A 21,650-nucleotide genomic window follows, 5' to 3' on the forward strand; every position below is an offset into this window, starting at 1 on the left:
CGGTACGCCTGCCGCGCGCTTTGAAAAGACGTACTTCTGCAGGAGGACTGTTTCATGACTGGCCGGCCTATGACGCTCATGGCAGTACACGCCCACCCTGACGACGAGGCCACCGGAACCGGGGGTGTCCTCGCGCGGTACGCGGCGGAAGGCATCCGCACGGTTCTCGTCACGTGTACCGACGGCGGTTGCGGTGACGGACCGGGGGGGCGTCAAGCCCGGCGATCCCGGGCATGATCCGGCGGCGATCGCCGTGATGCGCCGTCAGGAACTCGAGGCGAGCCGTGAGGTTCTGAAGATCAGCGATCTGGAGATGCTGGACTACGCCGACTCCGGGATGATGGGCTGGCCGAGCAACGACGCCCCCGGATCCTTCTGGCAGACCCCCGTGGCGGAAGGCGCCGCCCGCCTCGCCGATCTCATGCGGCACTACCGCCCCGATGTGGTCGTCACCTATGACGAGAACGGCTTCTACGGCCACCCCGACCACATCCAGGCCCACCGCATCACAATGGCGGCGCTGGAGATGACCGAGCTGTCACCGAAGGTGTACTGGACCACGATGCCCCGCTCGGGGATGCAGCGGTTCGGCGAGATCATGCGCGAGTTTCATCCGGACATGCCGGAGCCGGATCCTGCCGAGGCCGCCGCGATGGCCGAGATCGGTCTTCCCGACGATGAGATCACCACGTGGGTGGACACCACCGCGTTCAGCGGTCAGAAGTTCGACGCGCTGGCCGCGCACGCCAGCCAGGGGGAGAACATCTTCTTCCTCAGGATGGGCAAGGAGAGGTTCGGCGAGTTGATGGGCATGGAGACCTTCGTACGTGTCCAAGACGCCACTGGCGCTGCCATACCCGAGAACGATCTATTCGCAGGACTGCGCTGATCCGCTCGTCCGACGGGCCGGGACATCGCATCGACAGCCTGATGCGATCGAGCGGGTCGCACACCGGGAGGCTTGTCCACGCGAGTTCCGCTCCGGCAGGCCGCGTCCAGGGTCTCGCCGGCGGCGTCGGCGCGTCCCCGCGCTTCCGACCCGACACCGCGCTTGCCCCCAGGCCATCTGGCAGCCGTACAGGGGGGAGACGTGCGGGCTGCTGACTCACAAGGCGCGCAGCAGCCCGGGTCAGCCCGGCGGTCTGCTCCGAACAGGACAGACCGTCGAGGAAGCGACACGAAGCTGAGGGTCCGATGTCCGACACGCCGTGAGTCAACAGAAGAAGCAGCAGGCCACGGGGACGGTCTGCGACACCGACCGCCGGGCCCTACACGGGCCAGGAGGACCGCACGATCCGCGTGCCGACCTTCGTGGTCGCACCTTGTGTTCGCTCCGTTCTGGAGCGCCAGGCGCGGGGCTGGGAGTTGCGGTTCTGGCGTACGTCCAGGTAGCAGCGCAGCCGTACGCCGGGCTCGCCGGGGGCCCGGGTCGTCCGGTCCGCCGGGGCCGTGGCCCACTGCCCGGCGAGCGCCTCCCCGGGCGGTGGGAGGCCTCCACGGCGTAGGGCGTCGGTCAGCGCGCGGCCGAGCAGTCCGCCTCATGAAGGCCCGGGGTGAACCTCCGGTGTTTTGCGACGTTGAGCCTGGATCGTCTGCCATCGAAGTGGGAGGTTCAGACGACGGCGATGGCGTCGATCTCGACGAGGAACCCGGGGCCCAAGCCGGCTACGACGTGGACCGTGATCGCCGGCGGCGGGTCGGCGCGGTTCCACACCTCCTGGAAAGCGGCCACACCCTCTTCGAACGTGTGGCCGTCCACCACGGCGATAGTCCAGTGGACGATGTTCGCCAGGCTCGCCCCCTCGCTCTCCAGGATGGTCGCGAGGTTCCGGAACGCCTGACTGGCCTGCTCCCCGACGGTGGGTCCGACGACCTTGCCGTCGGCGTCGACGCCGTTCTGTCCCCCGATGTAGATCGTCTTCGCCGGCTGTTCGACCACGACGGCCTGACTGAAGGCCGGGCTGCGATGCAGCCCGTCGGGATTGATGTGCCGCACACCCATGTCTTGCCTCCTCTGAGAACGAAACCAGTTATAGGGGTTATCCATGCGGCACCACTTATAGTGGTTTCATGCGAACGAGCGCAACTGGACGGGTGTTGCACGACCCCAAGGGAGGGTCGTTCCGGTTCGACGCCGGCGCCACCTGCCTGGACTTCGCCCACACCGGCGGCGAGGGTCAGTACGCAGTGTTCGAGACCCTCCACGAGCCCGCCGACTTGGGCGAATGGCTGGCCCAGCCTCCACTGGCCGCGGTCATGACAGTGCCCGTGACGGTTCGCGAACTGGCCGCGGCCAAAGCCCTTCGTCAAGCGATCTGGGACGCGGCGCACGCCCGGGCAGCGTGCCGCCCCCTGCCGGCCGGGGCGGTCGCGACCATCAACCGGGCCGCGGCAGCGGCATCGCTGGTCCCCGAGCTTGCCGCCGACGGCACGACCACGGGCTGGGCTCCACCGGTGCGGGCCGGGCAAGCGCTGTCAACGCTGGGGCGGGAGATGATCGAGCTGCTGTCCGGGCCGCTTGCCGGGCGCATTCGCGAGTGTGCGAGCGACAACTGCCCGCTGGTGTTCGTGGACTCGTCTCGCCCCGGCGCCCGGCGCTGGTGCGCGATGGAACGCTGCGGCAACCGCCACAAGCTCCGGACTCTCCGCGCCCGGCGGGCCACGGATTCGTGACGCAGCCTCCAGATGTGGCGACGGCGTGGTGGAGGCCGTCTCCCCGTTGGCGGCAGTCGCGCAGGATCTTGCAGTTCTTCATCCGGGCGAAGGTGTGCTCGACACGGGCCCGCACCCGCCGGTGCTCGGCGTTGTCTTCCTCGCGGCCGCGCAGGGGGGCGCCCGGCTCGTCTCCGGAGCGGGACGATCAGCCCCTTGCCCAGGTAGGCGCCGTCCGCGATCGCTGTCGTCCCGGCCGCTACGGCGGGCAGGTCGGACTCGCGCCAGGCGTGGGCGTCTGACTTGTTGCCGGGTGCGGGCCGGGCCGACCTGCCGGTCACGGCCCGGGATCAGTGGGTTCCCCGACGGGCCGGCAGCGGTACCGGCCTGCCGGGGGCACTTCCGATCAGGTGAAGTTCTTGGTGAAGAACTCGTCGAGCTTGTCGAAGGGGATGAGGTCCTTGCGGTCGTACAGGTCGACGTGGTCCGCGCCCGGGACGATCACAAGATCGACGGTGTCGGGTGCCATCGCCTGGACGTCCTCGGAGTAGTAGCGGGAGTGCGCGTCGGCGCCGGCTACCAGGAGGGCCTTGCGGGGCGCGAGCATGTCGATGTTCGTCATCTGCCGGAAGGCGAAGAACGACATCGGCGTGGTCGCGGTCCACGCGGTGGTGGAGTTGATCGAGCGCGGGTGGTAGCCGCGCTCGGTGCGGTAGTAGTCGAAGAAGATCTTCGTGATCGGGTCGGCGTCCGCCGGGAGGGTCTTGGGCAGGACGCGGTTCGAGGGGGCGGGGTTGCCGTTCTTGTCGAAGGGGATCTCGTGGGACCCGCGCGCGAACGTGCCGTTCTCGGCGTCGTTCCAGCGCTGCAGGCTGAGGTGGTCCACGATCTTCTGGCGCTGCTCACGCGTGTAGTAGTCCTCGTGGCCGCGGGACATGCTGCGCGACATGTCGTACATCACGGACGTGGCGACCGCCTTGATACGGCTGTCCGCGGCCGCCGCGGTGAGAGCCATGCCGCTGAGGCCGCAGATGCCCTGCACGCCGATCCGCTCGCGGTCGACGATCTTCTGCAGGCCGAGGAAGTCGACGGCGGCGCTGAAATCCTCGGTGTAGATGTCGGGCGAGGCCACGTCGCGCGCCGTGCCACCGCTTTCCCCGGTGAAGGAGGGGTCGAAGGCGAGGGCGACGTAGCCGCGGCGGGCGAACTCGTTGGCGTAGAGCCCCGAGGCCTGTTCCTTGACCGCACCGAACGGGCCGCTGACCGCCAGGGCAGGCAGCTTGCCCCTGGCGTTCTTCGGCACGTAGAGGTCCGCGGCGACGTCGATGCCATAGCGGTTCTTGAACCGCACCGAGGTGCGCTTGACGTTCTTGTCCAGCGCGAAGGTGTAGCCGCCCTTGGCCGTGGTCTTGCCCGTGGCCTTGCCCTGCCCCGTGGCGCCCGCGGCGCGGCTGGCCTCCTCACCGAAGGAGGGGGCGGCCGTGAAGGCGGTGGCGGTGGCGGCGCCGGTGGCGGCGATCAGCCCGAGCGCTTTGCGACGTTCCATGGAGTGGACCTCATATTCGATCGGTTGGGAAAAGGCGCGACGGTCGTAGGTGTCGTGACCGACGCGCGATTCCCAGGAAACTGCTTCTGCGCCGGGCGTGGCAGGTCGGGTTTATGGGGGGTACAAGCTCGACCCCCCACCCCGCGGGGCAAACGAACTCCTGCTGCGACGGGTGGATTCGGTCGCCGTCGGCCAGGCCCTCGATCGTGGTGCTTCGAATTCAGTAGACGTGCGTACGTCTGCGTTTTCAGGGAGGGATCAGCGGCAGCAGGGCGGCACAGCAGGAAGCGGGACCGCGTCGCCGCAGAAGAACCGTGCATGTCGCAGCCATGGCCCGAACAAGGGGAGGAGACGCGGGCAGCGGACAGCCCGCGTCTCCTCCCCTCGAGCGCTGCGTCAGGGCTTGACGAGGACCTTGAGGCTCTTGCGGTCGGCCATGCCCTGGTAGCCGGCCGGGACGCCGTCGAGGTTCGTGGAGACGTCGAAGACCTTGCCGGGTTCGATGGTGCCGTTGAGGATGTCGGGCATCAGTTCCTCGATGTAGGCGCGCACCGGTGCGGGGCCGCCTGCCAGGCGGATGTTGTGGCGGAAGAGACTGCCGAAGCCGATCGGTGCCTCCTCGTACTGCGGGACGCCGACGCGGCTGATGACACCGCCCGGCCGGACGATGCCGGTGGCCTGCTGGTAGGCGGGCATGTTGCCGACGCACTCCAGGACCACGTGCGTGCCGTGACCACCGGTCAGCTCCCGCACCTGGGCGATGCCTTCGTCGCCGCGGGCGGAGACGACATCGGTGGCGCCGAACTCGCGGCCGAGGTCGGTGCGCGCCTGGTGACGGCCCATCAGGATGATCTGTTCGGCGCCCAGGCACTTGGCCGACAGCACTCCCAGCAGACCAACGGCGCCGTCACCTATCACGGTCACGCGGGTGCGCTCATTGACACCGCCCGCGACGGCTGCGTGGTGGCCGGTGCCGAGGACGTCCGAGAGGGTCAGCAGGGACGGGATGAGGGCGGAGTCGGCGGTGACGGGGAGCTTGACGAGGGTGCCGTCGGCAAGGGGGACGCGGACCGCTTCGGCTTGGCCGCCCTCCTCGGCTTCGCCGTCCCAGAAGTTGGCCTGGCCGTGGGCGCAGGAGGTGTGCAGGCCCTCGCGGCAGAACTCGCACGTGTTGTCGGAGATGGCGAAGGGTGCGACGACCAGGTCGCCGGGCTTGACGGTGGTCACCTCCGGGCCGGTGTCCTCGACGATGCCGATGAACTCGTGGCCCATCCGGGCGGGGCCGTCCTCCGGCTTGTGGGAGGCGTAGGGCCACAGGTCGCTGCCGCAGACACAGGAGGCGGTGATCCGCACCAGCGCGTCGGTGGGGTGCTTGATGACGGGGTCGGGGACGTTCTCGACGCGGACGTCGCCGGCGCCGTACAGGAGTGTTGCGCGCATCAGTGGTGCTCCGTTTCCAGGTAGTGGGTGATGGAGGCGGCGTGGGGTCAGCCGGCGATCGAGAGCAGGATCTTGCCGATGGTCTGGCGGTCTCCCGGCAGGCGGTGTGCCTGGGCGGCGTCGGCCAGGGGGAGAAGCCGGGAGATGCGTGGTTCCAGCCAGCCGTTCGCGATGCCCTCGATCACCACGTTGGCGCGAGAGCATGTCGTCGCTGGCTTGCATGAAGTGCCAGAGGTCGCCGCCGGACAACGACAGCGAGCGCTCGGTGAGCACGCTGGGTGAGATGGGGTCGGCGGGGCCGCTGGCCGCACCGAAGATCACGATGTGTCCACGCAGGGCGGCTACTTGAAGGTTTCCTTGGAAGGTGCTCGCTCCGACGCCGTCGATGACGAGATCGGCGCCGTGCCCGCTGGTCAGGCGCAGGGTCTCTTCCGCGAAGTCCTGTTCGGTGTAGCGAATGACGTCGTGGGCGCCTGCTTGGCGGACCACTTCTGCCTTCCTCGGTGGACACCGTCCCGATGACGTGGGCGCCCAGGTGGCGTGCCCATTGCACCAGAAGCAGTCCCACCCCGCCTGCGGCGGCGTGGATGAGGACCACGTCTCCTTCGGACGGCTTGCGGTATTCGTGGATCAGGTAGTGGGCTCCTCATTTCCGTGAAGGATGCGTGCTGCGTACGGGCGTGAGCCTCCGCGGCGGCCTAGACGGCTGCTGCGGAGCGGCGGCGCTGGAGGAGCGCGATGGCGATGGTGGGGATCAGGGTGAGGGCGGCGACGGCAGCGCCGACCATGGCGGGGCCGGTGGTCCCGAGCGAGGTGTCGAGGGTGAGGCCGGCGACCCAGGAGCCGATGGCGGTGCCGAGGTTGAATGCCGAGACGGTCAGGGCGGAGGCCAGGACGGGCGCCTGGCGTGCGAAGCGGACGGCCAAGGACATCAGCACCGGGTTGGCGCCGAGCCCGAAGAAGCCCAGCAGGGCGACCAGAATGATGGTGGGCACGGCGTGGCCGGCCAGCAGGGAGATCGCCAGGAGCAGGAGCGTGGCTCCCGCGGCGGCCACGACGGTCACCGTGTGCGGGCGGCGGTCGCCCAGACGGCCTCCGACGAGCGAGCCGGCCAGGGCGCCCAGGCCGAAGCCGGCCAGGACGAGCGGCACCATCGCGGACGCGATGCCCGAGCGGTCGGTCAGCAGGGGTGAGATGTAGGAGTACGCCGCCAGCACACCGCCGGTCGTGGTGGCGCAGGCCGCCAGTACCAGCCATACACGGCCGGAGCGCAGAGCGGTCAGCTCCGAGCGGATCGACACCGCTTGCTGATCGCCGTCGTCGTGGGGGACGGTGCGGGCGATGAGCGCGATGGCCGCCGCGGAGAGGGCCGCGAGCGCCCAGAAGGGGCCGCGCCAGCCCATGAGCTGTCCGGCGAATGCGCCCAGCGGCACGCCGACGACGTTGGCGAGCATGGCGCCGGCGCCGACCAGCCCCAAGGCGCGGGAGCTGGCGGCAGGGCCCGCGGCGCGCGCGGCGGCCACATTGGCCACCGCCCAGAAGGCGCCCGTGGCGATCGCGGTCAGGAACCGTGCCGCCAGGACCAGGGTGAAGTCCGAGCCGAGGGCGACGATGACGTGTCCGGCGGCGAAGACGCCCAGAGCGAGCATCAGCGTGAGCCGCTTGGGCAACCGCAGAGTCAGCATCGCCATCAGCGGCGCGCCGACGATCATCCCGATGGCGAAGACGGTGATCATCAGGCCTGTCTGGGCGACACTGACCTGCAGGTCTCCCGCGATCTCCGGCAGCAGACCGGCCACGACGAATTCGGTGGTGCCCATCAGGAACGTGCCCAGTGCGAGCACGTAGACGACGAGGGGAAGCCTGGCACGCGGTGCCTGATGAGGCTGCTCGGTCCGTGCTTCGGCGGGGGCGTGGAGGGTCGCTCCTCGCGTACTCAAGGTCCATCTCCTGGGGTTCGTGATCGAGGTACGCGTCCCAGGGAACTGCCTGTCCAAGGGTTGAGGAAGGTTGCGTTTATGGGGGGTACAAGCTCAACCTCCCTCCGCGCGCCCCGGTGGCTACGGTGGAACGCATGGACGACCACAGTGACCACCGCACCGAGATCCGGGACTTTCTCGCCAGCCGCCGCGCCAAGATCACCCCGGAGCAGGCCGGGCTGCCCACCAGCGGCCGCCGCCGGGTCCCGGGGCTGCGGCGTGAGGAAGTCGCCGTGCTCGCCGGAGTGAGCACCGAGTGGTACACCCGCCTGGAGAAGGGGCACATCAGCGGCGTCTCCGAAGACGTCCTCGCCGCCGTCGCCCAAGCCCTGCAGCTGGACGAGGACGAACGCACCTACCTGTTCGATCTGGCCCGCGCCGCCAGGCCCGCCCGGCGCGCGCCGTCCCGCCGCAGGGACGTCGAAGTCCCGCCCCGCATTCAGTGGCTGCTCGACTCCATCACGATGTCCGCTGCCTTCGTACGCAACGGCCGCCTGGACGTCATCGCCCACAACGCGCTCGGCCGGGCCCTGCACGCTCCGATGTTCGCCAGCCCCACCACCGACAAGCGCGGCCGCGCAAACTTCGCCCGGTACCACTTCCTCGATACCGGCTCACAGGACTTCTTCGTCGATTGGGAGGCCGGCGCCGCCGCCACCGTCGCGCTGCTGCGTGCCGAGGCTGGGCGTGAACCGCATGACCGGGTCCTGCGCGAACTGATCGGCGAGCTGTCCACGGTCAGCGCCGACTTCCGCACCCTGTGGGCCGCGCACGACGTCCGTATCCGCCACGAGGGCATCAAACGGCTACAACACCCGGAGGTCGGCCCCCTGGAGCTGACCTACCAGTCTGTGGACCTGCCCGTGTCGCAGCGAGCTGTGCACGACCTGAGCCTCTACACCGCCGAACCAGGCAGCACCTCCGAAGAGCGCCTCAACCTCCTCGCCAGCCTGGCAGCCACCCACGCCGGGGCGACCGAGGCCACCGACCAACTGCACTGAGCGGCTGAGCAGGGCGTCGTCTGCAGGCCGTTGAGCCCTCATCGGCCACCGTGTACTCGTTCACCTCGTCCACATCGTTCGCCAACCCAGCGGGTGACGAACGGACGCGCGTTCACTGACAGGTCGCCGGCAGCGCGCCCAGCCTCCGGTGGCGGGTCCATCCGCATGCAGATCGTGGGGCACAGTGGTGGGGCTGGAGCTGATGACGCGCATCGCTATGCCGACCGGAAACCGCTGAGTGGACCCACACAGCCCAGGTGGTGGCGATCGGCGGCAGCCAGTCCGGGCTCGCGCCGCTGACGCGCGGCTTATTCACATGTCCTGGCCGTGGTGGTGCACAAGGACAGCGAGGAGCCGGGCCAACTGCTCGCGTTCCGGCGGCGTAAGTGGCGCAAGGACCTCGCTCTCCGCTTGGGCCAGCAGTTTGTCCAGCTTCAGCAGTTGCCGGTGGCCCTGCCGGGTGAGGGTAATGACGTTCTGTCGGCGGTCGGCGGGGTTGGGGGAGCGTTCCACCAGTCCGCGATCGGCCAGCTCGTTGATGACCGTGACCATGTCACTGCGGTAGATCCCGGTGCGGGAGACCAGTTCTGCCTGGCTCGCGGGTCCGAACTCGTCCAGCGTGGCGAGTACCGCGTAATGCCACTTGCGGGCATCCGCCCGCACCAGCTTCTCGTTCACCAGACGATCCGACTGGATCGCGGCCAGTGACAGGAGCCGGGTCCGTAGATTCCGCAGCCGTGCGGCAGTGGCCTGCCGGTCGGCCGAGCGAGCCGTGTCCGGCGTGTAGTTACTCATGCCCGCATCCCTTGCGTTAGTCACACGAACAAAATACTCTGCCTGGCGATAGAATGTTAGTGTGACGAACCAATTGGAGGACGTCATGCCGGTGGCGAAGGTGCTGGACTCGACGATGTTCTACGAGGAGGCCGGCAGCGGCACCCCCTTCGTCTTTCTGCACGGCAACCCAAGCTCATCGCACCTGTGGCGCAAGGTGCTGCCCGAAGTCGACCTGCCCGCCCGCCTGCTCGCCCCGGACTTGATCGGCATGGGCCGCTCAGGCAAGCCCAACGTCCCGTACCGGTTCGGCGACCACGCCCGCTACCTGGACGACTGGTTCGACCAGCTGGGCCTGGACGGGGTGGTGCTCGTCGGCCACGACTGGGGCGGCGCACTCGCCTTCGACTGGGCGACCCGCCACCCTGACCGGATCCGCAGTATGGCCTTCTTCGAAACCATCGTTCGGCCGATGTCCTGGAGCGAGCTGGGCGACGGACCGCGCTCGCGCGCCCAGGCCATGCGCGGACCTCAGGGCGAGACGCTGGTGCTGGATCAAAACGCCTTCCTGGAGTCGGCCTTCACCGGCGGCGTGCTGAACCCAGTCAGCGAGGCGGACATGCAGGTCTACCGGGCGCCGTTCCCCACTCGGGAAAGCCGTCGCCCGGTGCTGGAGTGGGCACGCTCGCTACCGCTGGACGGGAAGCCGACCGATGTCGCCGAACGGGTCGAGCAGTACGTCAAATGGCTGGCCGGCAGCGGCGAGGTACCCAAGTTGCTCCTCACGTTCGACTCTTCGCCCACCTTGCTGATCGGCAAAGAGATGGCCGAATGGTGCGCGGCGAACATTGCCGCGCTGGAAACCCGGCACTGCGGACCGGCCGGCCACCACGCACCCGAGGACCAACCCCAGGCCATCGCCGACGCCATTGGCGCATGGGCTCGGCGGCACAGTTTGACCGGCGACCAGCGACGCTGATCACACACGGATCTGTCGATGGAGGTGATTCGGTTGTTGAGCCAGCCAGCCAGCCACCGGGACCCTTGACCACGACGACCCGACCCAGGCCTGTTGACCGACCCGAACAGGACAAGGCTGTTGCTGGTCATGCCCTTGTGGGCGAACAGGCCCACGCATTTCGCGCCCACAGCCGAGGCGGGTATCCGCGTCATCTGGATGTCAGGAACCATGCCCGCTCCACGGTGGGTCGACGGAGGACGGGATGGGAGCTGGGGTGAATCGGGATGGGAGCTGGGGTGAATGGCGGGTTGAGGATGATGGCTGCCGACCGTCGTTCGTACGGTCCATGCGGTGACCACGAGGAACTGTCATTCCATGCGGATCACGCGCCACGCATCGTCCTGCCGGTCCACCAGGAATCTGGTGTAGCCGAAGGGATTGGTGTCCAACCGTACGGTGTGCTGAGTCCCCCGCTTCTCCGCCCTGGTGTCGTCATCGGTCAGCTTCATAGCCGCCACGGCTTCGCGTTCCGCGGCGGTCAGCGGGTCGGCCAGATCCCTTACGGCGGAGGGGCAGTCATCCTTCCCCTGCTGGGTGGTCAGGGCGGTGGCAGCGGGTTTCGTCAAGAGGCCACAGGCCTCTGCTCCGTCTCCTCGGCCAAGCGCATGCAGCAGCGTGTTGGCGGTATCGGTGGCTGCATCCTCGTCCGCCTGGGCCTCCCGGCCCGACGGTATGACGAACACCGTGAAGGTAATGCCGAACACGACGACCAGGGCCCCAAGGATGATGAACGTTGCAGCATGATCGCGGTTGCTCATGACTCGGAGCCTACGAGGTAAGTGCAGGGCGTGGGCGCTACCTTGGCCATCTTGGCCATGTTAGGGAGCCTTGGGCCGCTGACATCAGTTCCTGACACCAACAGAGACGGACGGCAGCGGTCGACACCGGATGCTGTCGGACGACCGACCATGGCACATAGAGGGTTGGCCGACGTGACAGGATTCCCATGATCGACGTGGTAGGTCCGATGCAACGCGGCGGAGTGCAATGCCTGAAGGGCTGGGCGAGCCCGCGCACTGCGGTCCCATCGAACGGCTCAGAACTCATCCAGCAGTCCGCTTCCCACCCGGCGCAGCTGGGCAACTTCTCTCCCAGAGGCAACAGACCGCCGTTTCGACGTGCTCGGAGGCTGCTGGAGGTCAGCAGGTCGACGGCACCTGTACTTGTGGGGCGAACCGGGGCCAGTCCCGGTGCCCTTCCCTGTGTGACACGCGGCAGAGCGTGGTGGACACTCGGGACGCGTTCAGGTCCCAGACGTGTGCGGTGCCGTCCTCCGCGACGCTCGCGAGGGTCTCCTCACGAGGGGAGAAGGCGACCGTGCCGACGGCCGCCTGGTGACCGCGCAGCACCGCGTGCAGACGGTAGTCGTGCCGCGTGTCGTACAGATGGATGCCCAAGGCCCCGCCTGCGGCGGCAAGGAGCCCGCCGTCGGGCGCGTAGTCGAGGGTGTGCACCTCACCGGTGAGGTCGGAGAGTTCGGCCGGGAGCGCGCGGTGCGGTGTCCGGTCGGGCCGGAGGTCCCACAGCCGCACCCGGTAGTCGTTGCCCCCGCTCGCGAGGGTCGCGCCGTCCGGCGACAGGGCGACGGCGCGTACCTCGTCGGTATGGGTCCCCAGCACGGCCGGATCGGGAAACGGTCCGTCGGGTGCTGTGGGGATCCGCGCGACGCGGACCCGGCCGTCGTCACCGCCGATGGCGAGCGACGTCCCGGCCGCGCCGAAGTCGAGGGCGCAGACCTGGAGCCGCTCGCGCCCGGGCGGAAACGTGTGCAGCAGAGCCGTGCCGCGCCACACCTGCACGCCGCCGTCGCTCGTGCCGACGGCGGCGGTCCGGCCGTCGCCGCTGAGGGCGAGGCCGCAACTCCCCGCGGGAACGGACACCTCGGTCGTCTGCGCGGTGGCCGTGTCGCGCACGACGAGCTTGCCGTCGCCGGTGAGGGCTGCTTGCCGTCGGCCGGTGGCGTCCGAGGCGATACGGACGGGGACGCTCGCGCCGGGCAGCGACAACCGGGCGGCCCGCGCGTGGCTGTCCACGTCCCACACCAGGGAGGGGCGTTCGACGCCGGGCGTGTCCGAGGGGGCAGCGGCTGTCGTCACGAGCAGTCCGCCCTGGGCCATGAACGCCGCCGAGTACCGCTGGAGACCGCGGTTGCCCGGCAGGAACCCGCGGCGCAGATCCCACAACAGCGTGCTGCCGTCCATGGCGGAGGACATCAGTCCCGTGCCGTCCTTGGTGTAGCTGACGGCGAAGATGCCCTGAGTGTGGCCGTCGAGGGTGACCAGCTGGCGTCGGTCGGCGATGTGCCAGAGCCTGACCTTCAGATCGAAGCCGGCCGCGGCGAGAGTAGTCCCGTCGGGGCTGAACGCGACCGAGATGAGCGTGTTGCCCGCGCCGGTGAGCGCCGCCACCTGCCGTCGGCTCCCGTGGGTTCGCCAGACGCGGGCCGTGTTGTCGCCACCCGCCGTGGCGAGGAGGCCGCCGTCGCGGGAGAAGGCGATGCCGTACAAGGGCTTCGAACTGCCTTCGTAGGTGTGCAGCAGCCGTCGGGAGCGCGTGTCCCACAGACGGGCGGCGTGGTCCTCGCCGCAAGCGGCGACCAGCTTCCCGTCCGGGCTGAAGGCGACTGCGAACGACTCCCCGGCGGGGCCGCGCAGCATGCCCGCGCGCCGGCCGGTGCGGGCCGACAGCAGCACGATGTCCGGGTTCTTCCCGGCGACCGCGATCAGGTCGCGATCAGGGCTCAGCGCCAGATACTCGATGGCGAAGGGCAGCTCGGTGACCCACCGCGCGTGGGGCGAGCCGTGGCCCCACAGGCGTACCGTTCCGCTCTCCCCGGCGGCTACGACCATGTCCGCGTTGGCGCTGACCGCGACACCGTGTACCGGGTCGCCCGGCATGCGCAGCGCCCGGCGGCGCGTACGGCTCGCGAGGTCCCACTCCTCGACCAGGCCCTGCTCGCTGTGTGTGACCAGGGTGCGGCCGTCGGCGGACAGGGCGTGGCCCACGAGCTGTGCGGGTGTACGACTGTGCCGCAGCCGTCCGTCGAAGAAGTCGGCCTGGGCGCTGAGCAGGGCACTGCGCGAGGCAGTGTCCCCGGTGTGCCGGTAGGCCTCTACGGCCAGCAACTGAGAGGCTTCGGGGTACCCCTGCTCGCGCGCGTCGGCCGAGGCGCGGGCCAGTTGGGCGTAGAGCACGTCGGTGGTCCTGCGCTGGGCGATCGACCGCTGGTCGAGGGCGAACCCCGTGGCGACGGCGGCCAGTACCAGCGCCGTGGCCATCGCGGCGACGAGGCGGCGCAGGCGCCGTACGCGCTGCCGCTCCCTGCGCGATTCCTGCTGCTGCGTGTCGAGGCCCGCCCGCAGGAACCGCGTCTCCGCCGGGCCGAGGCGGCCCTCCTGCGCCAGGTCCTGGGCGGCGGCGAGCCGGGTACCCCGGTACAGCAGGGCGGGATCCTCACCCGAGCGCTGCCAGGAACCGGCCGCGAGGATCAACTCCTCGTGCTGACGCAGGGCCGAAGCGTCTGCCGTGATCCACTCCCGCAGGCGGGGCCAGGCGCGCAGCAGCGCCTCATGGCTGATCTCGATATGGTCGGCGTCCACGATGAGGAGCCGTGCCGTGGTGAACGCCTCCACCACGGCTGTGGTGGAGGCGTCGGCATCGTCCAGGAGTTCACCGCGAGGCACCCGGCGCCGGGTGTGGTCCTCAGCGTCGCCCACCCGTACCAGCCGGAGCAGCACGTGCCGGGCCCTGCCTCGGTGCTCGGGGGCGAGTGTCGCGTAAGCGCGCTCGGCGGTGGCGGCCACGGCGCCGTGCACGCCCCCGGTGAGCTCGTACCCAGCGACACTGAGCTCGCCGTCGGCGCCGCGCTGCTGCCAGGTGGCGCGCAGGGCGTGGGAGAGCAGGGGCAGGGCCGCACTGGACGACCCGGTGGCGTCGGTGGCGGTGGTCAGGCCGAGGTCGCGGAGCAGGAGTTCGACCAGTCCCGGTTCCAGGCGCAGCCCCGCCCGGACGGCGGGTTCGGTGATGGCCCGACGCAGCTCGGCCGTCGTCATCGGGCCCAGCGGGAGCTGCCGGACACGGAGCGCGGACACCAGCGGCGGATGGGCGAGACAGTGGCCGTAGAAGTCCGCGCGCATGCCGAGGACGACAGCGGTGCCGGCCGCAGCCCACCCGCACAGCGCGGAGATGAACTCGGCTCGCTCGGCGGGGCGCTCGCAGAGGGTGAACACCTCCTCGAACTGGTCGACGACGATGAGGGTGCGGTCCTCGAAGGGCCGCTCCGCTGCGGCCCGGCGCAGGACTTCGGCAGGGGCGGCGGTCGGAGTGAGATACAGGGCGGTGGGACGGCCCGGGCCGCGTACCGGAAGGGCTCCCCGCTCCACGCCCGGCATGAGCCCGGCCCGCAGCAGTGAGGACTTTCCGGCGCCGGAGGGTCCCACGACACATGCGGGATGTCCGGCCGTCGAGGGGTCGGCGAGGATGCGCAGCAGCTCGGCGACCGCGCGCTCCCGGCCGAAGAACCAGCGGGCGTCCCGCTCACGGAACGCGGCGAGCCCTGGATAGGGGCATGCCCCCGCGTCCGGATCGCCCACGAGCGCGAGCAGCGCACCGTGCGCCTCGAGCACGCGGTCGCAGCTGCGGGCGAATTCCTCGCTCGGCCTCTTCTCGCCGCGTTCGACACGGCTGATGTGTCCGCGGCTGTAATGGATGAGCTCGGCCAGCCGGGCCAGCGACAGATCCGCCGCCGCACGCCGCTCCCTCAACTCCCGGGCGAAGCCGAGCCCGCCACCATCCTCGGCCAGGCCGTCCATGGCGTCGCCGCTCCGTCGCTCACCATTCGTGCTCCCGCCCGGAACCTCCTCACCCTGCTCCCTCTCGCCCGGCATCTCCTCCCCGCACCCATCGGCACCAGGCACCGCAACCTCCCAGGACTGTCGTACCGCCCGCACCCTGCCCCGCACATGGTGGCCTGGCCCGGCAGGCCGAGAAACGGAGAGCTGCCCGCGTTCACCCGTAGTGACGACGTCGCCCGGCCTTGCCGTCCGTCGCCCGCCCTCGTGTGGTCGCGGTGCCCGGCCCTGTTGTCCGTCGCCTGTCGGTGGAGGCGACGGACAACCGCTTCCGCCCCCCGAGCACGCTGCCGAACATCAAGTGGCACCGGGCAGCTCGTCCGGCACCCAACCCGGCGGCGGCTCGCGAAAGGACGCCGCCCACGATCCGCAAGGAGTACCCATGCGCACAAGCACTCTCGCCCGCACAACGGTGGCCGCCTCGATGCTCGCCGGCCTCGCCGCGATGGTCCCGACGGCGGGCGCGGCACCGGAAACAGGCGCCGCGGTCGCGGCACCTCGGGCCCGGGTCTGCCTGGTCATCGACCCGAACTACCGCGAGTACGGCGCTCCTCTGGGGCACGTCGGCTGGATGGTCCAGGACCCGGCCCGTAACCGCTGGGTGGGCGGCGCCACCGAGATCGGCGACCTCCCGGCACAGCCGGGGGCCAATCCGGACCGGGCCGCTTTCGGCAGCTGGTCGGCGCGTGGCACCTACCGCGCCATCATCGACACGTTCAAGGCCAAGCGCGGCGGCTACGAGAAGATGCGCTGCCGCTACTCCCGGCACGGGGACGCGGACAACGCGGTCAAGGTGTTCAATCGCAGTACCTACCGTGCCTACCACCTGCTGACCGACAACTGCCTGACCCGGTCGGTGGCGGCGTTCAAGGCATACTCGTCCGAATTCCGGTCCCTGCCCGACGGCAAGCGCACCCGTCCCAACGCCTACTACGACGACACGCTGCGGGGCTGGACGACGATCCGCCTCTGACCCCTGTCCCCGGCAGCCAGGGGAGCCGCCGTCTTCTCGGCGGCTCCCCCAGGCGTATGTCACACCGTCCGCCACGGGGCCATCGAGGGGTGGGTCGAGGACGACACGGAGTAACGCACGGACCGACGCCGGCCCGCACGACGAGGCAGTACGCCGTCCGCGAGGGGACGGTCCGCGCCTGGCCGAGGTACTCCCGGAGCGTGCTGGGGGGCACGAGCGATAAGGGGGAGTGGTTCATCAGCGCGGCGCCCTGGGAGCCGCGGAGATGGTCGCGTATAGCGGTCAGCACGGGGTGCTGGTCCCCGCTGCGGAACAGCAGCACGTGCGGGTAGACCGGGGTCGGGTCGTGCAACGGGATGCGTCGTAGTTCGTAAGTCGTGGGTCTGGGGCCACAGGTAACGGTCCCGCTGCCGACGAGGGTGGCCGGCGGGGCCGAGTCGGCCAGCGCGTCCATCAGGGCCTCATCACCCGAAGTTGGGGCCGAGCGCGTCGACGCTCAGGCCGAAGGCCTCGGACAGCGCCTGATAGAACGCCGCCCACTTCGGGCCCGGCCTGATCCCAGGGATCCAGATGCGGTGACCGGCCAGGTCCCGGGACCTGGCCTGCCGGCCCGGCACGGAAGGTCGCGTCGACGGTCCCCGTCCGCAGCGCTTCAACATCCACGCTCCTCCCTTACTTCCACAACCATGGGTTGTGGCTGGTGTGGTGCACGGTTGTTTGATCGAGTGTTCTGCGCGGTGGTGGGATGAGCGCATGTCTACCCGCACAGAGCAGGTCATGTATGTCCGGACGCCTGAGTTCACGCGTCATGCGGAGCGGATCGCGGAGGTGACCGATGCGACGTCTCGACTGAACGTGCTTCCGTTCAGCGACAGTGAAGGCCGCGCGAAACTACTTTCTGTTGTGTTCGGTGGTCGGCTGCCGGAGTCCGTGATGATCTACCCGCCGTTCTTCACCGAGTACGGGCTGAACACGACGTTCGGGGAGAACGTCTTCGTCAACCAGGGATGCACCTTCATGGACAAGGGTGGCATCCGTATCGGGAACGGCGTCATGATCGCCCCGAAGGTCAGCCTCATCACTGGAGGCCATCCACTGCCCTTGGCCGAGCGCCGCGAGTTCCTCTCCTTCGCTCCGATCGTCATCGAGGACGATGTCTGGATCGGGACGGCTGCCGTGATCACGCAGGGGGTGACCATCGGTGCCGGTGCGGTGGTCGCTGCCGGTGCGGTGGTCACTCGTGATGTCCCTGCCGGCACCGTGGTCGCGGGAGTGCCCGCCCGGGTGATCAAGACGATTGACAACGAGTAAGTGCCAACGGTTGTGGATTCGCTCGACTTTCGAAGTTCTGGCAGGGCTTGGTGATCAGTGGCGGTGCCGAGGCTTGCTGTGGCTCGCGGCCGTCAGGCTGGCTCCGTCGCCTGGTGCCGACGGGCGAGGACCACCAGGCCGCCGATGACCGCGAGGCCCATGAGGACGGCCCCGAACACCGTGGCACCGCTGGTCAGGCCCACGGCGTCGCTGAGGTAACCGGCGGACACGGGCAGTAGCCCCGCCGGGACGTACCCGCCGACATTGAGCGCGGCGTTGGCCTCCGCGAGGCGCTGGGGCGGGACGCTGGAGTTGAGCAGCGACAGTCCGCCGAGCTGGCCCATGCCCTGGCCCGCGCCGGCGAGCAGCGCGGAGGCGATCAGGATCGGCACCGACGAGGTGTGCACGGCGACGATCAGCGTGATCATGCTCAGCGTGGTGCTGACCGCGCCGGCCATGAGGATGGTGCGCCGGTCGAGGCGTTGCACGGCGAACTGCACGCCGGTGGCGGCGAGGAACATGACGAAGGCCATGGCGCCGGCGACGATCCGGCTGGTGGTGCCGAGCAGACCTGACAGGAGCGAGGGGCCAAGCGATAGGACGAAGGAGGTGGCCGTAATGCCGGGCGCGAACACGGCGACGCCGAGGGCGAGTTGGCGGCCGTTGCCGCGTGGCACGCCGGGCACCCGCACCCAGGCGCCCTTCGCGGGCGCCGCGGGGCGCCGGAGAGGCATGCGCAGCACGGCAAGTGCCGCGGTGAGGAGCAGCACGGCCTCGACGACGAAGACAGTGACGGTCGGCCCGGGCAGCGACTCGGAAAGTACCCCGGCCAGGAGCGGGCCGAGACCGGCACCGAAGACCATCGCACAGGAGGCGAGTAGGGCGGCGAGCCGCCTGCGCTCGGGACCAGCCACGTCGGTCACCGCGGCCATGCCGGCCGAAACGACGGCGCCGACGGCGATTCCGGTGAACAGCCGTGCCACGATCAGCGCGGCCACCGTGGTGGCGGTCGCGAAGATCACACAGGCGGCCAAGGCGAGTACCAGGGCGGGCAGCAGCACGGGCTTGCGCCCGAGCCGGTCGGAGACCACTCCGGACACCAGGAGCGAGCCGATGAGCCCGAGGATGTAGAACGCGAACACCACGGTCAGGGTGCCTTTGGAGAAGCCGATGTCGCGCTGCCACAGCACGTACAACGGCGTTGCCGCGTTCGAGAGGACGAAGACGGCCGTGACCGGCCAGGCGGCCAGCCATACCCACCCCAGCGGAGCGGCGGAGCCGCCGCCGGGCTCCGCGGTGCCACTTCGTTGCTTCCCGTCGACGGCCTGGACGGGCGCGTTCGGGGTCTCGGACATGACTGTTCCCTCCGACTTCCTTGCAGTACGACTTGAGTCGAACTTAGCAGGCAGTACGATTGGAGTCGTACAGAGGAATCGAGTTATGAGAGGCTGCCCATGTCTTCGACCGCGGCCACCGCATCCGCCATCAAGGTGCTCCCGGCCCCTCCCGGCCTACCCGAACCGCTGCCGGAGCCGACGGTCGAGGAGCTGCGTTTGGAGACCGTTCTCGGGGCGCTCAGCGATCCCTTGCGGCTGACGATCGTCCGCAAACTCCTCCTGGAATCAGAGCAGTTCGACCACTCCTGCGGCTGGTTCGGCTTCGACCGGCCCAAGTCGTCGCTCACGCACCACTTCAAGGCCCTACGCGAGGCGGGGGTCACGCGCCAGCGCCAGTACGGGCTCGAACGCCGCAGTCACGTACGCGTCGACGACCTGAACGCCTGCTTCCCCGGCCTACTCGACCTGGTCGCGGCCTGGGCCCCAAAGGCATGACGAGGCGCCGCTTGACGAACGACGGCAGGCGGGCGAGGGCCACAGCAAGCCCCGACACCGCCGCGCCGCACGGTCACTCGCCAGCCGGAACGGCGAAAGCCGAGGGATTCGTTCATTCATGATCAGGCGGCGGCCTCGGGACGCTCGACGAGCCGACCGTTCTGGAAGCGGGCCCCAGTGCGGACGAGGGCGACCAGGTGCGGCGCGGTCAGCCGCAAACGGCATTTCGTGGTCGACACCCGCGGCCTGCCCCTTCGACGCTCCCTGTCCTGCCGGCGAATCTTCGGGGGCGTCTTCGAACGTCAGCCGAAGCCGCGGAGCGACGTGAGAACGTACCCCAGCAGGACGAGGAAGGAGCTGCCGACGGCGAGGAGCATCTGCGGCAGGCTCGGCTGGCCCCCCAGCATCAGGGGACTCCAGCCCCAGAACACCAGCACCGTCAGCGCGGTGCGCGCTGTCTGGAGCGGCGCCGACCAGGCCATCTCCTGAAGGTCGTCGGCGTTGGGCACGAGGGTGAACACAGGGGCCAGGATCGCGCCGAAGAGTGCGACAACGATGAAGGCGATCAACGAGCCCATGCCCAACTCGTCGTCCTGGAAGGCCTTCCAGCGGTTCTCGGCGAGTGTGGGCAGGTCCTTGCTCTCGTTGACGTAACCGCCGAGACCGAGGTCGGACCGGGCCCATAGGACGTGGACCTCGGTGCCTTTGCCGGGCTTCTCGTACGTATAGGCGCCGCGCACGGTGAGCCGTTCGGCACCGCCGGGCACGGCGACCACGAGCCGGGACGCGTATCCCTTTACGACACCGTCGCTCAACTCCTCTCGTATCGACTGCCGTTCCAAGACCGTCGCGGTGCTCACCTCTGCGCCTGCGTCGCGCAGGGCGTCGAGCTTCTCGCCTGCGTTGGACGAGGTCAGGAGGGCGGCCCCGAACACGGCGGAGGAGAACGCGACGAGTGCCCAGAGGGCACCGGTGCGAAGCTTGACCCAGAACTCGTCCGTGAACCCGTCGGCCTTCGGCGCGCCGCGCAGCACGCACAGCGCCACTGCCCGCGCCACCGCACACCCCACGGCGACGGCACCCCACACGAAAGGTTCGTGCCAGGGCCGGGCCATGGCGGTGGCCCCCAGCAGCCACATGCAGGCGACGGCGGCCGCGACCCACGCCGCGAGCGAGCACAGCCGTACGAGCCATATCAGCGCCGAACGCACAGACCCCCCGATGTCATGTGAAGCGACCTCACGGCAGCGTGCGCATCGACGTGCCGATGTACACGGCCAGGACGAACAGGAAACCACTCCCGGCGAACGCCGTCTCCATCAGGGGCGGCTCCCGCTCAGTGCAGGGGCCGCCGGTTTGAGTGGGCCGGCGTTTCCGGCAGCCACCGCAGCTCAAGCCGCCTCGCAACCCGGTTTCCCGGGCCCGCACATCAGCTCGCACGCCGACGGGCTTTCCACCCCGAGGCTGTCAAGAGGAGCCGCAGCTCCCGCCTTCGGCGGAGCGCGGCCGACTGCGTGAGGCTGCCTCCGAGCCGCAGTCGCTGCGCCTGGAGGTCTACCAGCGGCTGCTGAAGGGCTGGGCGGCGAAGTACCCCGCACACGGCCGCCTCGACTCCCCGGCGGTGCCAGTTCGCTCTCAGCAGCGCAGTCCGATGATCTTGTAACAGGCAGGGAGATCGTTGTCGTCGGTCAGCCTCGCGACGGTGGTGCCCGCGACCGTCGCGAGGCCGAGCACCACCAGCGCGACGACGGCCCTCGCTTGCAGCGGGAGCGCGTCCCACCGGCGGCGACGGACCCGTGAGGGTTCCGGCCGGCGGACATTGAATCCAGGAGCGGGTTGGTGCGCTCGCAGTTGACGTGCCTGCGCGCTGTCTGGGCGACACAGCCCGGCATTGGGATGCTCGGCTTCCAAGGCGTGCTGGACAGAGGTCCGGACCTCCCGGCCGGACTCGGCCCAGACATCCGACCCACAGACCTTGCAGACGTACGCGGGCATGCACCCCCCCAAGACGCGGCCCGGTCAGCGTAGCGGCCGCCGCCAGGTCGGGAGGCTGACCGGTCCCTCTCTCGTCCTCGACAGTGCGGCCGGGGCGAACGCTAGGCACAATGCCGCAGGCGCTGCCGGGAGGATGGAGTGGCCAGTGCACTGGCTGAGGGGGTGGGACCATCTGAAGCCGCTGCTGTCGCAGCGCGAACGACCCTTCCGACACCCTGGCCGCAAGCCGTTGCCTGCCCGCACCCCTCCGAGTGGCCCTTTGCCGCTCGGTGGCCG

General features: G+C 69.6%; 18 protein-coding genes and 4 pseudogenes. 7 read left to right on the top strand and 15 right to left on the bottom strand.

Going from position 1 to position 21,650, the window contains the following annotated elements:
• Window positions 1-54: 54 nt before the first annotated feature.
• Window positions 55-889: pseudogene (locus tag AC07DF_RS10995) on the top strand (PIG-L family deacetylase).
• Between the two features lie 379 nt (window positions 890-1,268).
• Here the strand turns inward: AC07DF_RS10995 and AC07DF_RS11000 are convergent.
• Together AC07DF_RS11000 and AC07DF_RS11005 are read right to left on the bottom strand one after the other, a co-directional pair.
• Window positions 1,269-1,475, bottom strand: a pseudogene (locus tag AC07DF_RS11000) (DUF6207 family protein); the annotation flags it as partial.
• Between the two features lie 137 nt (window positions 1,476-1,612).
• Window positions 1,613-2,002 (bottom strand): RidA family protein, encoded by a 390-nt coding sequence (locus tag AC07DF_RS11005; protein ID WP_478969263.1) that lies wholly within the window; start codon window positions 2,000-2,002, stop codon window positions 1,613-1,615.
• Window positions 2,003-2,070: 68 nt separating this feature from the next.
• Between AC07DF_RS11005 and AC07DF_RS11010 the strand changes: the two genes are divergently transcribed.
• Window positions 2,071-2,673 carry a CGNR zinc finger domain-containing protein gene (locus AC07DF_RS11010; protein ID WP_478969265.1) on the top strand — a complete coding sequence of 201 codons (603 nt, stop codon included), beginning with the start codon at window positions 2,071-2,073 and terminating at the stop codon, window positions 2,671-2,673.
• A 19-nt stretch (window positions 2,674-2,692) separates the two neighbouring features.
• On the opposite strand, the pseudogene AC07DF_RS11015 reads toward AC07DF_RS11010, so the two are convergent.
• From AC07DF_RS11015 to AC07DF_RS11040, 6 genes and pseudogenes are all read right to left on the bottom strand, one after another.
• Window positions 2,693-2,981 (bottom strand): annotated as a pseudogene (locus tag AC07DF_RS11015) (transposase); the annotation flags it as partial.
• A gap of 77 nt (window positions 2,982-3,058) precedes the next feature.
• A complete protein-coding gene (locus AC07DF_RS11020) occupies window positions 3,059-4,198 on the bottom strand; it encodes an alpha/beta hydrolase (protein WP_478969267.1) in 1,140 nt (379 codons plus the stop codon).
• A gap of 396 nt (window positions 4,199-4,594) precedes the next feature.
• The gene (locus tag AC07DF_RS11025; RefSeq protein ID WP_478969505.1) at window positions 4,595-5,638 is read right to left on the bottom strand and encodes a zinc-dependent alcohol dehydrogenase family protein; all 1,044 of its coding nucleotides are present in this window, start codon (window positions 5,636-5,638) and stop codon (window positions 4,595-4,597) included.
• A 47-nt stretch (window positions 5,639-5,685) separates the two neighbouring features.
• A complete protein-coding gene (locus tag AC07DF_RS11030; RefSeq protein WP_478969507.1) occupies window positions 5,686-5,826 on the bottom strand; it encodes a zinc-binding dehydrogenase in 141 nt (46 codons plus the stop codon).
• Window positions 5,827-5,905: 79 nt separating this feature from the next.
• Window positions 5,906-6,127 (bottom strand): annotated as a pseudogene (locus AC07DF_RS11035) (zinc-binding dehydrogenase); the annotation flags it as partial.
• 209 nt (window positions 6,128-6,336) lie between these two features.
• Window positions 6,337-7,578 carry an MFS transporter gene (locus tag AC07DF_RS11040; protein ID WP_478969269.1) on the bottom strand — a complete coding sequence of 414 codons (1,242 nt, stop codon included), beginning with the start codon at window positions 7,576-7,578 and terminating at the stop codon, window positions 6,337-6,339.
• A gap of 134 nt (window positions 7,579-7,712) precedes the next feature.
• Here AC07DF_RS11040 and AC07DF_RS11045 point away from each other — a divergent pair, with 134 nt between their 5' ends.
• Window positions 7,713-8,618: a helix-turn-helix transcriptional regulator gene (locus AC07DF_RS11045; protein WP_478969271.1), complete on the top strand. Its 906-nt coding sequence runs from the start codon at window positions 7,713-7,715 to the stop codon at window positions 8,616-8,618.
• Between the two features lie 312 nt (window positions 8,619-8,930).
• On the opposite strand, the gene AC07DF_RS11050 is transcribed toward AC07DF_RS11045, so the two are convergent.
• Entirely contained in the window at window positions 8,931-9,413 is a 483-nt protein-coding gene (locus AC07DF_RS11050; protein ID WP_478969273.1) for a MarR family winged helix-turn-helix transcriptional regulator, read from the bottom strand.
• Window positions 9,414-9,498: 85 nt separating this feature from the next.
• Between AC07DF_RS11050 and AC07DF_RS11055 the strand changes: the two genes are divergently transcribed.
• Entirely contained in the window at window positions 9,499-10,371 is an 873-nt protein-coding gene (locus AC07DF_RS11055; protein WP_478969509.1) for a haloalkane dehalogenase, read from the top strand.
• A 350-nt stretch (window positions 10,372-10,721) separates the two neighbouring features.
• Here the strand turns inward: AC07DF_RS11055 and AC07DF_RS11060 are convergent, their stop codons facing one another.
• Both AC07DF_RS11060 and AC07DF_RS11065 read right to left on the bottom strand, forming a co-directional pair.
• Window positions 10,722-11,171 (bottom strand): hypothetical protein, encoded by a 450-nt coding sequence (locus AC07DF_RS11060; RefSeq protein WP_478969275.1) that lies wholly within the window; start codon window positions 11,169-11,171, stop codon window positions 10,722-10,724.
• 381 nt (window positions 11,172-11,552) lie between these two features.
• Entirely contained in the window at window positions 11,553-15,224 is a 3,672-nt protein-coding gene (locus tag AC07DF_RS11065; protein ID WP_478969277.1) for an nSTAND1 domain-containing NTPase, read from the bottom strand.
• A gap of 421 nt (window positions 15,225-15,645) precedes the next feature.
• On the opposite strand from AC07DF_RS11065, the gene AC07DF_RS11070 reads away from it, so the two are divergent.
• Window positions 15,646-16,236: a hypothetical protein gene (locus AC07DF_RS11070; RefSeq protein WP_478969279.1), complete on the top strand. Its 591-nt coding sequence runs from the start codon at window positions 15,646-15,648 to the stop codon at window positions 16,234-16,236.
• Window positions 16,237-16,700: 464 nt separating this feature from the next.
• Here the strand turns inward: AC07DF_RS11070 and AC07DF_RS11075 are convergent, their stop codons facing one another.
• Window positions 16,701-16,853: a hypothetical protein gene (locus AC07DF_RS11075; RefSeq protein ID WP_478969281.1), complete on the bottom strand. Its 153-nt coding sequence runs from the start codon at window positions 16,851-16,853 to the stop codon at window positions 16,701-16,703.
• A gap of 160 nt (window positions 16,854-17,013) precedes the next feature.
• Between AC07DF_RS11075 and AC07DF_RS11080 the strand changes: the two genes are divergently transcribed.
• On the top strand, window positions 17,014-17,547 hold the full coding sequence (locus AC07DF_RS11080) for a sugar O-acetyltransferase (protein WP_478969510.1): 534 nt from the start codon (window positions 17,014-17,016) through the stop codon (window positions 17,545-17,547).
• Between the two features lie 92 nt (window positions 17,548-17,639).
• On the opposite strand, the gene AC07DF_RS11085 is transcribed toward AC07DF_RS11080, so the two are convergent.
• Complete coding sequence (locus AC07DF_RS11085) at window positions 17,640-18,902, bottom strand: MFS transporter (RefSeq protein WP_478969283.1); 1,263 nt, start codon at window positions 18,900-18,902, stop codon at window positions 17,640-17,642.
• A 99-nt stretch (window positions 18,903-19,001) separates the two neighbouring features.
• On the opposite strand from AC07DF_RS11085, the gene AC07DF_RS11090 reads away from it, so the two are divergent.
• Complete coding sequence (locus AC07DF_RS11090; protein WP_478969285.1) at window positions 19,002-19,379, top strand: ArsR/SmtB family transcription factor; 378 nt, start codon at window positions 19,002-19,004, stop codon at window positions 19,377-19,379.
• Window positions 19,380-19,681: 302 nt separating this feature from the next.
• Here the strand turns inward: AC07DF_RS11090 and AC07DF_RS11095 are convergent, their stop codons facing one another.
• On the bottom strand, window positions 19,682-20,590 hold the full coding sequence (locus AC07DF_RS11095) for a hypothetical protein (protein WP_478969287.1): 909 nt from the start codon (window positions 20,588-20,590) through the stop codon (window positions 19,682-19,684).
• 424 nt (window positions 20,591-21,014) lie between these two features.
• A complete protein-coding gene (locus tag AC07DF_RS11100; protein ID WP_478969289.1) occupies window positions 21,015-21,374 on the bottom strand; it encodes a hypothetical protein in 360 nt (119 codons plus the stop codon).
• Window positions 21,375-21,650: the final 276 nt, after the last annotated feature.

Source organism: Streptomyces sp. NPDC044719 (assembly GCF_056433405.1).

Coding starts and splice junctions, on each gene's coding strand:
- AC07DF_RS11065 (WP_478969277.1), bottom strand. CDS start 15,224: ATGGACGGCCTGGCCGAGGATGGTGGCGGGCTCGGCTTCGCCCGGGAG.
- AC07DF_RS11055 (WP_478969509.1), top strand. CDS start 9,499: ATGCCGGTGGCGAAGGTGCTGGACTCGACGATGTTCTACGAGGAGGCC.
- AC07DF_RS11090 (WP_478969285.1), top strand. CDS start 19,002: ATGTCTTCGACCGCGGCCACCGCATCCGCCATCAAGGTGCTCCCGGCC.
- AC07DF_RS11085 (WP_478969283.1), bottom strand. CDS start 18,902: ATGTCCGAGACCCCGAACGCGCCCGTCCAGGCCGTCGACGGGAAGCAA.
- AC07DF_RS11020 (WP_478969267.1), bottom strand. CDS start 4,198: ATGGAACGTCGCAAAGCGCTCGGGCTGATCGCCGCCACCGGCGCCGCC.
- AC07DF_RS11060 (WP_478969275.1), bottom strand. CDS start 11,171: ATGAGCAACCGCGATCATGCTGCAACGTTCATCATCCTTGGGGCCCTG.
- AC07DF_RS11100 (WP_478969289.1), bottom strand. CDS start 21,374: ATGCCCGCGTACGTCTGCAAGGTCTGTGGGTCGGATGTCTGGGCCGAG.
- AC07DF_RS11010 (WP_478969265.1), top strand. CDS start 2,071: ATGCGAACGAGCGCAACTGGACGGGTGTTGCACGACCCCAAGGGAGGG.
- AC07DF_RS11005 (WP_478969263.1), bottom strand. CDS start 2,002: ATGGGTGTGCGGCACATCAATCCCGACGGGCTGCATCGCAGCCCGGCC.
- AC07DF_RS11045 (WP_478969271.1), top strand. CDS start 7,713: ATGGACGACCACAGTGACCACCGCACCGAGATCCGGGACTTTCTCGCC.
- AC07DF_RS11025 (WP_478969505.1), bottom strand. CDS start 5,638: ATGCGCGCAACACTCCTGTACGGCGCCGGCGACGTCCGCGTCGAGAAC.
- AC07DF_RS11050 (WP_478969273.1), bottom strand. CDS start 9,413: ATGAGTAACTACACGCCGGACACGGCTCGCTCGGCCGACCGGCAGGCC.
- AC07DF_RS11070 (WP_478969279.1), top strand. CDS start 15,646: ATGCGCACAAGCACTCTCGCCCGCACAACGGTGGCCGCCTCGATGCTC.
- AC07DF_RS11080 (WP_478969510.1), top strand. CDS start 17,014: ATGTATGTCCGGACGCCTGAGTTCACGCGTCATGCGGAGCGGATCGCG.